The organism is Polaribacter marinaquae (genome assembly GCF_038019025.1).
Classification (GTDB): Bacteria; Bacteroidota; Bacteroidia; order Flavobacteriales; family Flavobacteriaceae; genus Polaribacter; species Polaribacter marinaquae.
This window is the reverse complement of the sequence record NZ_CP150496.1, coordinates 1,830,731-1,843,013: the sequence shown is the minus strand read 5'-3', so window position 1 is coordinate 1,843,013 and position 12,283 is coordinate 1,830,731. Positions and strand designations below refer to the sequence as shown.

The 12,283-nt window shown below is 30.7% G+C and carries 10 protein-coding genes; 6 read left to right on the top strand and 4 right to left on the bottom strand.

Annotated features, from left to right (window positions below):
• Nucleotides 1-35: 35 nt before the first annotated feature.
• Together WG950_RS08290 and WG950_RS08285 are read left to right on the top strand one after the other, a co-directional pair.
• Entirely contained in the window at nucleotides 36-1,445 is a 1,410-nt protein-coding gene (locus WG950_RS08290; RefSeq protein WP_077810836.1) for a sensor histidine kinase, read from the top strand.
• Nucleotides 1,446-1,480: 35 nt separating this feature from the next.
• Entirely contained in the window at nucleotides 1,481-2,263 is a 783-nt protein-coding gene (locus WG950_RS08285; RefSeq protein ID WP_340931588.1) for an enoyl-CoA hydratase-related protein, read from the top strand.
• Nucleotides 2,264-2,356: 93 nt separating this feature from the next.
• On the opposite strand, the gene WG950_RS08280 is transcribed toward WG950_RS08285, so the two are convergent.
• Nucleotides 2,357-2,941: a DUF3244 domain-containing protein gene (locus WG950_RS08280; protein WP_340931586.1), complete on the bottom strand. Its 585-nt coding sequence runs from the start codon at nucleotides 2,939-2,941 to the stop codon at nucleotides 2,357-2,359.
• Nucleotides 2,942-3,144: 203 nt separating this feature from the next.
• Between WG950_RS08280 and WG950_RS08275 the strand changes: the two genes are divergently transcribed.
• Nucleotides 3,145-4,014: an AraC family transcriptional regulator gene (locus WG950_RS08275; protein WP_079737935.1), complete on the top strand. Its 870-nt coding sequence runs from the start codon at nucleotides 3,145-3,147 to the stop codon at nucleotides 4,012-4,014.
• Nucleotides 4,015-4,208: 194 nt separating this feature from the next.
• Here WG950_RS08275 and WG950_RS08270 read toward each other — a convergent pair whose 3' ends face one another.
• From WG950_RS08270 to WG950_RS08260, 3 genes are all read right to left on the bottom strand, one after another.
• Nucleotides 4,209-4,868 (bottom strand): HD domain-containing protein, encoded by a 660-nt coding sequence (locus WG950_RS08270; RefSeq protein WP_340931584.1) that lies wholly within the window; start codon nucleotides 4,866-4,868, stop codon nucleotides 4,209-4,211.
• 3 nt (nucleotides 4,869-4,871) lie between these two features.
• Nucleotides 4,872-5,105, bottom strand: coding sequence for a hypothetical protein (locus WG950_RS08265; RefSeq protein ID WP_340931582.1), 234 nt, complete (start codon nucleotides 5,103-5,105; stop codon nucleotides 4,872-4,874).
• A 74-nt stretch (nucleotides 5,106-5,179) separates the two neighbouring features.
• The gene (locus tag WG950_RS08260; protein ID WP_077810842.1) at nucleotides 5,180-5,590 is read right to left on the bottom strand and encodes a BrxA/BrxB family bacilliredoxin; all 411 of its coding nucleotides are present in this window, start codon (nucleotides 5,588-5,590) and stop codon (nucleotides 5,180-5,182) included.
• Between the two features lie 157 nt (nucleotides 5,591-5,747).
• On the opposite strand from WG950_RS08260, the gene WG950_RS08255 reads away from it, so the two are divergent.
• The 3 genes from WG950_RS08255 to WG950_RS08245 all read left to right on the top strand — a co-directional run bounded on the left by WG950_RS08255 (nucleotide 5,748) and on the right by WG950_RS08245 (nucleotide 12,249).
• Nucleotides 5,748-6,512 (top strand): TerB family tellurite resistance protein, encoded by a 765-nt coding sequence (locus WG950_RS08255; RefSeq protein ID WP_077810843.1) that lies wholly within the window; start codon nucleotides 5,748-5,750, stop codon nucleotides 6,510-6,512.
• Between the two features lie 76 nt (nucleotides 6,513-6,588).
• The gene (locus WG950_RS08250) at nucleotides 6,589-9,000 is read left to right on the top strand and encodes a DUF11 domain-containing protein (RefSeq protein WP_340931580.1); all 2,412 of its coding nucleotides are present in this window, start codon (nucleotides 6,589-6,591) and stop codon (nucleotides 8,998-9,000) included.
• A gap of 465 nt (nucleotides 9,001-9,465) precedes the next feature.
• Entirely contained in the window at nucleotides 9,466-12,249 is a 2,784-nt protein-coding gene (locus WG950_RS08245; protein ID WP_340931578.1) for a hypothetical protein, read from the top strand.
• The last annotated feature ends 34 nt before the right edge of the window (nucleotides 12,250-12,283 follow it).

Here is a 12,283-nt window from a genome sequence, read left to right as displayed (position 1 = left end):
AAAACATATCTTTAAGAATACGTATTTTCTTATCGATGATTTTGTTGGTACTGCTGGCATCAGTATTAATTCTTGTGGTTACTGTTTATCAATACGACGAGCAAACAAAAGACTATAATATACAAAGGTTTGAGCGTAAAGAAGCCATTGCCAAAAAAACCATAGAATTAGAGCTTACAAATAAAACTACGTATGCTGTAAAAACAGAAAATCTTCCAAAAATTTTTCAGAATAGAATTTACGAAATTTCATCTATAAATAAATTAAACATTACTATTTATGACTTAGAAGGTAAGATGCTAAAAACCTCTTTTGGTAACGCTTTCGAAAAGATAGATAATACGCCTTTAACAGATTTTATTGTAACCGAATTGGCTCAAAATTCGAATCATAGAATTTTTAAAAACAAACAAATTGATGGTACAGGATATCAAACATCATATTCTTATATCACAGATCCAAAATTTAAAAGAATTGGTATTTTAGAATTACAATTTACTCAAGACAATTCAGAAATAGAACACGAATTAAAAGAATTTATTTACAGGTTAAGTTTGGTGTACGCACTAATGTTTTTAGTAGCAATATCTTTAGCTTATTTTTTATCTAGTTATATAACACGTTCTATTAAAACAATTTCAGACAAAATGCAGCAAACACGTTTGAATGAAAGAAACGAGAAAATTATATTAAACAAAGCAAGCTCAGAAATTGAAGTTTTGGTTGCTGCGTATAATAATATGATTGATCAACTAGAAGAAAGTGCAGCAAAATTAGCAAGAAGCGAGAGAGAACAAGCCTGGAGAGAAATGGCAAAACAAGTGGCTCACGAAATAAAAAACCCGTTAACACCAATGCGTTTATCGGTACAAAGTTTCGAGAGAAAATTTAATCCAGAAGACGAAAATATTAAAGAAAAATTAGCAGAATATAGTCAAACTTTAATTCAGCAAATAGATGTTATGAGTTCTATTGCATCTGCATTTTCTGACTTTGCAAAAATGCCAACTCAGAAAAAAGAAGAAATAGAAGTAATTAGTGTTGTTAAGTTGGCTTTAGATATATTTAATGAAAAATCGATAAAATATCTTCCAGAAAACAAAGAATTATTTGCTTTTTTAGATAAAACCCAGTTAATTAGAATTGTAACTAATTTGGTTAAAAATGCTATACAAGCTACAGAGAATGAAGAAAATCCGTTAATACAAGTCGAGGTTTTAGAGCATCAGAATAAAATAAAAATTGTTGTTTCTGATAACGGAAAAGGAATTTCTAATGATGTAAAAGATTTAATTTTCGAACCAAAATTTACCACAAAATCTAGCGGAATGGGATTAGGTTTAGCAATGATTAAAAATATTATAGAAGCATACGATGGTAAAATATCTTTTACTTCTACTGAAGGTGAAGGAACTGTATTTACCGTAACCTTGCCAAAAAAATAAAGACGAATTACAATTTAATAATAAATATACATTACATGAATTTTGATAATATATTAGTTGAAAAATCAGCGGCTTTAGCCAAAGTAATTATTAATAGACCAAAAAAATTAAATGCCTTAAACAAAGCAACTATAGAAGAGTTACATCTTGCTTTTAAAAGTTTAGATAACGATACAAATGTAAAAACAATTCTAGTAACTGGTAGCGGAGATAAAGCATTTGTTGCCGGAGCAGATATTTCTGAATTTTCTGACTTTTCTATTGAAGAAGGTGGTAGTTTGGCAAAAGCAGGACAAGAAATGTTATTCGATTTTGTAGAAAATTTGGCAACACCTGTAATTGCTGTTGTAAATGGTTTTGCGCTTGGTGGTGGTTTAGAATTGGCAATGGCGTGTCATTTTAGAATTGCTTCTGATAATGCTAAAATGGGATTACCAGAAGTTTCTTTAGGTGTAATACCAGGTTATGGTGGTACACAACGTTTACCGCAATTGGTTGGTAAAGGTAAAGCTATGGAAATGATTATGACAGCCGGTATGATATCTGCAGAAGAAGCAAAGCAAAATGGTTTGGTTAATTATGTAACTACCCAAGAAGAATTAATGCCTTTAGCAGAAAAATTGGCATCTAAAATTTTAAGAAATTCATCTGTTGCAATAAGTGCAGCAATAAGTGCTGTAAATGCTAATTATAAAGATGGTGTAAATGGTTTTAATACAGAAATAGAAGCTTTTGGTAACTGTTTTGGCACAGAAGATTTTAAAGAAGGTACTACTGCATTTTTAGAAAAAAGAAAAGCAAATTTTCCAGGAAAATAATTTTAAAAAACAGCATAAAAAAAGCGAACCAATTAAGGTTCGCTTTTTGCATCAAATTATAGCAGTAATCTGATGAAACAATTAACTAAATTTTTATAGATTAAAATCTTGTTCGTAAGATCTATTATCACTTTTTATAACCACTTTGTAGTCTCCTTTTATTTCTTTTGATACTTTATAAACTCTACTTAATACATCTTCTGTATTTGTAACAGTTTCAGAAAAAATAATTTCGTTTTCGTAGTATAACTCTACTTTTACTGGCTCTTTGTCGAATGTAATTTTAGATACATAAACTGTGTCGTCTTCTGCTCTAATTACTGGTTTAAAGATTGTTTTTTCGTCGTTAAAAGAAATTTCACCATCGTTTACAGTAAAGTATTTTACTATTATTTCGAAATCTTTTTCTAATTCTGTAGTGTAATTTCCTTTTTCTAATTTAGATAAATCAAATATCTGAGAAAATGAACCTGTATTTTTAATTACCTGAGTATAAATTACTGTTCCGTTTTCGTTCTTTATAGATAAAGTATGTCCCTTTTTTACAGTTCTATACTCTAATCTTACTCTCTTTCCTTTTACAACGTCTATAGAGTTACTATTTACGTTTGCGTAGTTCATTAATGTTCCTAACATCATAACTACTACTACTAAGTACTTTTTAATTGTTGTTTTCATTGTTTTTCATTTAATGATTATTAACACTACAAATGTATGGCGGTTTTACAACCCCAAAAACATCAAAATTGATTAATATATATGCTAAATTATCATCATAAATACCGACTATTTCGTTGTAGGTTAATTTAGTATACAATAAAGTTAATTTTATATATTTTATTACATTTAAGTGTTGTAATTTTGTAGCTTAAATTATTTAAATGAAAACAAAACCTACTTTAGAAAAAATTACGCCAAGTTTTGGTAGTTCTTTGTTGGTTAAAAAACACGTACAGTTTTTAAAGGAGAATAAAGCATTTTGGCATTTTCATCCAGAAATAGAAATTGTATACGTTAATAAAGGAAAAGGTAAAAGACATATTGGTAACCATATAAGTTATTTTAATAATAGTCAATTAGTACTTATTGGTTCTAATTTGCCACATTTAGGTTTTACAGATCGATTAACTACAAATGGTTCTGAAACCTTAATACAGTTTAAGCCAGATTTCTTAGGAGCAGAATTTTTTAAGATTCCAGAAATGATTGCCATTGATCAATTATTTGAGCGTGCAAAAAAAGGAATCCGTTTTAATATTGAAATTAAAAAGAGAATTGGTGCTAAAATAGAAGAGTTAGCAGATTTAGAAGGAGCAAGTAGAATTATTTCTTTTTTGCATATTTTAAAAGAATTGGCTTTAACAGATGATTACACCATTTTAAATGCAGATGGTTTTGCTTTTGAAACACAGCCGCAAGACAGCAGTAAGATTGATATTATATTTAAACATATTAACGAGAACTTTAATCAACATATAAGTTTAGATGAAATTGCGGGCTTAGTAAGTATGACGGTTCCGGCGTTTTGTAGATTCTTTAAAAAAACAACCTCTAAAACATTTACTAAGTTGGTAAATGAATATAGAGTTGTGCATGCAACAAAATTATTATCAGAAAGTAATATGAGTATTACAGATATTTGTTATGAGTGTGGTTTTAACAATTTTTCTCACTTTAATAAATTGTTTAAAGAATTTACGGGTAAATCTGCTTCAAAGTATAGAAGTGAAATGTTAAATTTAGTTCAATAGAGAAAAAATTAGTTTAGAACTTTTGATTTTTATCCGATTTCATCAAAATAATTAAAATTAAGGATTTTAAAAGCTTTATTTGAGTTGGGTTTTGTAATTGGGTTTGATAAAATAAAAACTGCTTTACAAACCATTTTAAGGTGTTAATAATTATAAATTCTGATTATTGATTTTGTCTAAATTATAATTTTTAATTATTTAACGCCATTCCACTCTTCATAAAATTGTTTTAGAAAAGTTTTCATAAAAAGATGTCTTTCTGCAGCAATCTTTTTTCCAGACGTAGTATTCATTTTATCTTTTAGAAGTAAAAGTTTTTCATAAAAATGATTGATGGTTGGTGCGCTAGAGTTTTTATATTCCTCTTTTGTCATATTTAAATTAGGAATAATTTCTGGGTCGTAAAGCGCTCTATTTTTAAAACCACCATAATTAAAACATCTTGCAATACCAATGGCACCAATTGCGTCTAATCTATCTGCATCTTGAACAACATCTAATTCTTTAGAATTAAAATTGGCTTTAGTATTTTCGAAAGAGTTTTTAAAAGAAATGTTATTTATAATATCTACAACGTGTTTAATGATTGTAGGTTCAACGTTTTGTTTTTTAAGAAAATCGTTTGCAACTATGGGCCCTATTGTTTCGTCTCCGTTATGAAATTTTGGATCTGCAATATCGTGTAATAAAGCAGCCAAAGAAACAACAAAAACATCTACATTTTCTTCTTTAGAAATTAATATTGCATTTTTAAAAACACGTTCTATATGAAACCAATCGTGCCCACCTTCAGCATTTTTTAATTCTTCTTTTACAAATGCAATTGTTGCTGTAATAATTTTTTCTTGATTCATTTTTTACTTTCTAGAAACTAATTCTGTTTTTATTTTTTTCATTTCTATAAACATATAGATGCTCATCGGTATAAAAAATAATGGTAAAAATGTATGAAAAGACATACCGTTTTCTATAGTAGAAAATATTGAAAAGAAAATCATTAAAACAATTACAACACACTTTATTGCAAACATTTTTTTTTGAGTCTTTAGCTTTTTTGTAAGCTCTTGTTTAGTATATGTTGTAAATGCCATTTTAATAATTTTAGTAAAAATAAAAAATCCATTCTTAATTAGAATGGATTTTTGAATTCTTTAATATAAGTTGCTTAACAAAACTCTTCGTATGCTTGCGCTAAATTTTGAGCAATCATTTGTGCAGATCTACCTTCTATATGGTGTCTTTCTAACATATGTACTAAATTACCATCTTTAAATAAGGCAATTGCTGGTGAAGAAGGAGGAAAAGGAACCATAAACTCACGTGCTTTTTGTGTAGATTCTTTCTCTACACCTGCAAAAACAGTTGTTAAGTTTGTTGGTGTTTTATCTGCTCCTAAAGATGCAATTGCACCTGGTCTTGCAGTACCAGCAGCACAACCACAAACAGAGTTAACCATTACTAAAGTTGTACCTTCTTTAGACATTGCGTTTTCAACGTCTTCACTTGTATATAATGCTTCAAAACCAGCGTTAATTAACTCATCACGCATTGGTTTTACTAATTCTTCTGGATACATAATTGTTTATTTTAAAGTACAAAGATAAGTATTAGTTCAGTAAAATTCAACTTTATAGATATTGATGTTTCAATGCATATATCAATAAAATTGATGCACTAATTTTTGTCTTAAAAAATGTAGTTTTCATATCTTTGAAAACATACAAAAAAAGAATATGGGAAATTTTACAAAATGGTTAGGTGCAGGTTTAGGATTTACTTTTGGAGGGCCAATAGGTGCTGCAATTGGTTTTGCAATAGGTAGTTTTGTAGATGGTTTTTCTGAAGATGATTTAAAGCAAGAAAGAATAGATTACGAAAGGCAAAGAAATTCTGGTAAATCAAGAGGCGGTAATAATACACAGTCTGGAGATTTTGAAATGAGTTTACTTGTTTTAGCGTCTATTGTAATAAAATCTGATGGTAAAATAGACGAGAAAGAACTAGATTTTGTAAGAAATCAGTTTGTAAACATGTATGGTAAACAAAGAGCAAATAGTGCTTTTAAGTTGTTTAACGGTATTGTTAAAAAAGATATTTCTGCACGCCAAGTCTGTATTCAAATTAGGCAACACATGCCTCATGCATCTAGATTGCAATTAATACATTTCTTATTTGGTATTGCGAAAGCAGATGGTTTTGTTACTGAGAGCGAAGTAGAAGAAATTAGAAAAATTGCAGGTTATTTATATATTAATGATAAAGATTATATTTCTATAAAAGCAATGTTTTATGATGAGTCTGATAATGCATACAAGATTTTAGAAATTTCGAAATCTGTAACAGACGCCGAGGTTAAAAAGGCATACAGAAAAATGGTTAAAAAATACCATCCAGATAAATTACAAGACTTGGGCGAAGAGCATTTAAAAGGTGCAAATGAAAAATTTCAAAGGATACAAGAAGCTTACGACCGAATAAAGAAAGAGCGAGGAATGTAAAAGCTACCGACCTATGTAAATAAAAATGCATAAATTTGAACTTTATGTAATTAGAATCATCATTTAAAAAACTAGTTTGAGTTTAAAAGTGCCTTTGTTAAAGTTTACTTCAATAAAATTATTTTTTACATTTATAATTGTATTATTTTCTGTGTCAAATAATTATGCTCAATTAGATAGTGAGCATTATTTACCACCTTTAAAACAAGTTTTTAATAACGCAGGTATACAGCAGCAAGCGGTATATTTTTCAACTCCAGAAACGACACCTTTTCCTATAGAAATTTATAGAGGTAATAGTACAACACCATTGTTAACTCTTACAGGTTTAGTTAAGGGTTCTGGTAAAATATTTGATAATTCTAACGGTTTAGGTAACGGAGATAATAATATAACTTTAGTAACAAATGCAAATACCGGAGAAGTTTTATCAACTGCAGGTTTAAGAATTATTGCTCCTGGCGGGCAAAAATTTTATGTAAATTATAGAGGAAGATCTGGTGCACAAGCTGGTTCTTTAACTTCAAAAGGTTCAAAAGCTAAAGGAACAGAGTTTAGATGGGGAGGAATACCAAACAGAGCAGAAGATAATAATAATAGAAAATTGTCTACAACCCTTGGTATGATGGCTACAGAAGACGGTACAGTTGTAACAGTTTCGGGGTATGATAGTGGTGTTAGATTTAGAAAAGGAACAAATGCAGGAGGTATTACAGGTACTTCTCAAACCATAAGTCTTAATAAAGGGCAGTCTTTTGTATTAGAAGCTGTAAAGAACCAAAGTGCTTCTAATGTAGACGGTTGGTTAGGTGCTAAGATTGAAGCAACAAAACCAATAGTTATAAGTAATGGTGGACTAAACGTAGGTGTAAGAACCGGAAGCCAAAGTAGAGATGTTGGTATAGATCAACCTGTAGCAGTAGAAAATCTTGGTAGAGAATATGTTTTTGTTAGAGGAAATGGTGCAAATGAAACAGAGTTTCCTATAATTGTTGCAACACAAAATAATACACAAGTATTTGCTGGCGGAAATTTAATAGGAACAATAAATGATGGCGAATATTTAGAGATTCCGGGTAGTAATTACTCTTCTACAAGTGCTGGGGCAAGTATGTTTGTTACAACATCTAGAGAGGCATATGCTTATCAATGTTTACAGGGTGCTACAGGAAATAAAATTCAAACAATTGGTATGAATTTTATTGCACCTGTTAATTGTTTACTTCCAAATTTAATGGATGAAATATCTGATATTGATAGAATTGCAGGGTCACTTACAAATGAGTCTGCAATTACAATTATAGCATCTGCATTAACACCAAACACAAATATAAAAGTTAGAGAAAATGGTGTTTTAGTACCTTTACCAACACCTGTTTTTCCTGCAGGAACTTCAGATTGGAAAACTTTTTATGTAAACGGTTTGTCAGGTGAAATAGATGTTACTTCTTCTGGTCCAATAGCTGTTGGTACTTTTATGAGTTTAGGGGCTAATGCAGGTTTAGCAGGTTATTTTTCTGGGTTTGATACAGTGCCAGTTGTGGGAGTTGAAATTACTGGTGGTGGTTGTTTTCCGGCAGGAAATTTAGAAGAGAGTACTAAAAATTTTGATGCTTACCAATGGTATAAAAACGGAAATATAATTGCGGGTGCAACATCTGCAGTCTATACACCAGATAGTATTGGAGAATATTATTTAGTTGTTACAGAAGGTACCTGTTCTTATTCTTCTAAAACTGTAGACGTTTTTAATTGTGATCCGGATATTGTAGTGAAAAAAACTTCCGATATTTCAGGTGATTTAACAGACGGAGACGAGGTAAATTTTACCGTTACGGTTCAAAGTTTTGGTTTGTTTCCTGTAACTAATTTAGTGATTCGAGATATTTTTCCAACACAGCTAGATTTAATTAGTGTTACTCCAAGTCAAGGTACTTGGGTAAGTCCAGATTGGACAATTGGTACTATGGAAGCTGGAGAATTGTTTACTTTAAAATTTGTATCTAAAGTACCTAATAAGCCAGAAGAAGGTGTTTTTTCTAATGTAGTTTCTAATACACAAGATCAAGTAGATAGTAACGACTCTACGGATGATTTAATAGAAAGTTTTACGTTAGTTTCTAAAAAAATAGATTTATCTTTAAATAAAACAGTTGACAAATCAGTTGTAAAATTAAATGATATTGTAACTTTTACGCTTACTCTAAGTAACAAAGGTCCAGATACAGCTACAGGTATTCAAGTCAAAGATTTATTACCATCTGGTTTAGAATATGTAGCCTTAGATTCAGAAATACCTGTAAATACAACTTATAATTCCATTACTGGAATTTGGGATGTTTCTGCTTTAGATTTATTACAAAACAATTCAATTGTTTTAAAAATCAGAGCAAAAGTTACAGATTTAAATGTTTTAATAATAAATAAAACAGAAGTTTTTAAGACAGAACAAAAGGATTTAGACTCTTTTCCAAATTCAGGAAACTAGTAAATATTGCACTTCATCGGTCTTAAATTGTATTTTATCGATAGATTTATCTTATCAAGACCATATTAATTATTTTTGTCTGTGATAAAACATTAACATTTATTAACAAGTGTTGTAAAGTTTTATTAAATTTGTAAAGATTGTACTTTTTAACCCTATATAGCGTATGAAATCAAAACTACTCCTTACATCACTTCCCTTTTTTAAGAAGAGTAATTATTCTTGTGCTTTGGTTTTAAGGTTTTCAGAGTATATTTTTTTTACACTAAAATACATTTCTATATATATATTAAAGCCTGTAATTGATATTAACAATTACGGTTTAAAGCGTTTATATAATTATACTATATGATTATGAAAAAATATATTTGAAAATATTTCAAATATTTATTTAAAATATTTGAAATATTTTCAAATATATTTTTGCACTTAAAGAGTTTTAAGTCAGTTGCTACAATTGTATTTATGTTTACTTTAATTGTGGTTCAAAAGACATATGCGCAAGATAGTTTTGAAAATAGTTTAGATGGATGGGAAAATGTTACAGGAGATGATTTCGATTGGACTAACTTATCTGGTTTAACACTAACAAATGCTACTGGTCCAACAACTGGTTCTGCAGGTAGTTTTTATATGTATATAGAAACAAGTTTTCCTAGAGCAGTTGGTGAAAGAGCGTGGTTTCAGAAAACTTTTGATTTTACAGAAAGAGCTAGCCCTCAAATGTCATTTAATCATCACTTGTTTGGTAGTACCATTGGTACCTTAAATGTACTAGTAAGTGCAAACGGAGGTGCTTTTACAAATGTGTATTCAATTAGCGGGAATCAAGGTGATGTTTGGAGGTTAAAAATTATAGATTTAAGTGCATATGCAGGTCAAAATGTTACAATTAGGTTCGAGGGTATTGTAGGTCCTAATTTCGAGGGTATTGTAGGTACTAATTTTACAGGAGATTTAGCCATTGATAATGTAAATGTTATCTCTTATGATAAAGAAGACGATATAGATAATGATGGTATTGCAGATAAAGACGATTTAGATTCAGATAATGATGGTATTTTAAACACTGCAGAAGGTAGTTGTACTTTAACGCAATCTGGTGTTTGGGCAATGTCTGGGCAAACTGCATCTTATAATTTTGGTAATGGAGTTATAGCAAACGTTGTGGTTACAAATAATACTGCTACAGATAACTTTACAACAGGGGCTTTTAATAATTTAACAGCTTGGGATCAAGATTTGGCAGGAGATGCTTCTTTACAAGGTGTTTTTAATTGGAACTCCGTAATGACAGTTACATACGTTGATACTAATGGCGATCCGGTATATGTTAAAAATCCGACTATAAATTTTGATAGAGTTGGAGGTTCTGAAGGAACAACGCAAAATAGTGCAGTAATAAATCTTTTAAATGGTTTAACCTGGAGGAAGTTGGCAGGTACAGATGACTTCTTAGCAACATCTACTAGCGTAAAGGATGACGGAGCAACTTTACAACAATCTGCAACATATAGTGCAGAGAGTTCTCAAAATGATATTGATGGTACTGCCGCAGGTACAGTAGAAATTGATGGATTGGTATCTACTTTTACCGTTAATTTTACACAATTAGGTCCTGCTGGTGCTGGTGGAGACGGAATTGAATTTATATTATTTGCGTGTAAAGCTACAGATTCAGATAACGATGGTATTCCTAATTACTTAGATTTTGACTCTGACAATGATGGTTGTACAGATGCCAATGAAGCATATTTTGGTTCTATAGATAAAGCAGATATTGATAATGATGGGTTTTACGGTAGTGGAACACCTACTTCAGATGCTCAAGGTAGAGTCTCGGGTGCTTCTTATGGTTCATTAAATCCTTATTATGTAAACGCAGCTGTAGTAGCATGCAATGATAATGATAATGATGGTGTGCCAGATAATGTTGATATAGATGATGATAATGATGGTATTTTAGACGCGGATGAAATTGGAAATTGTGGAAAAACAGGAATATGGACAGATCTAGGTAATGGGGTTTGGGAATCTTCTATGTCAGCTGATTTAAAAGTTCGTGTAACTATGGAAAATTTCACAACTTATTGGGATGCAGCTGGTTTTCCTCAAAATGGTCCTTTCGATCCTACATGTGCTAATTTTGATTCAGATTATGGACCACTGCAAGGTGAAGACGGACTTCAAGTTTTAGTAGGTTTTCAACCTGCTCAACCAGCAGTATTAAACACTAATTTTATTGTAGAGTATATAGATACAGCCGGTAATCCTGTAAAAATAGAAAACCCAAAAATGCATTGGGCCGGTGTTGGGGGTACTAATGGAAATGATCTTAATACTTCTGAGTGGACACTTCAAGCAGATAATACTGCTAGATTGTTAAGTACCTTTAATGGCTTTGAAATGGTAAATAATGGTAAAACGTTTAGAAGAGCTGATGCTGGAACTGATAATGGCCAAGGAGCTCCTGATTGTGCTGGTGGTGAGGGGGCAGGATCTATAAGTATAAATGGTGTTGTAAGTTCATATACATTTAATATTGTACAATTTAATAGTACAGGAGCTGTAGACTTTACAGCAGGAGATGGTATAGACTTTATCTTTGAAGGCTGTAAGTTAATAGATACCGATAATGATGGTATTCCTGATAAATTCGATACAGATAGCGACAATGACGGATGTCCAGATGCAATTGAAGGTGCAGCAACATTAACTTTAGATAAATTATCAACTTTAACAGGTGGTAGTGTTGGTGGAAGTTCACAAAATTTAGGGGCTAATGTAGATGCAAGCGGAAGTCCTATTGTTAGTGGCCAAGGAGCAACAGGTTTTACTCAAGCTTCTACAAACGATGTTAAAGATGCAAATGTAAGTTTAGCTTGTGCTATAGATTTAAACATAACAAAAAAGGTTGATAAACCAATTTTAAAGATTGGTGAAACAGTAATATTTACATTGGTGTTAACTAACTCGGGACCTCAACCTGCAACAAATGTTCAGGTAAGAGATTTACTTCCAGCAGGTTTAACATACAATGCAGCAAGTTCTGTAATTGCAACAAATACAACCTACAACCCAACAACTGGTATTTGGGATTTAAGTTCTCTTACAATAGGAGTTAATGACTCTGTAGAACTTAAAATAGCAGCAACAATAAATACTTTAGGTGTAATTATTACAAACAATACAGAAATCTTTTCTACATCAGAAACAGATAAAGATTCTACACCTAACAGTAATAATTAAAAAATAAATTTAAAAAGATGGAAAAAATGTACAC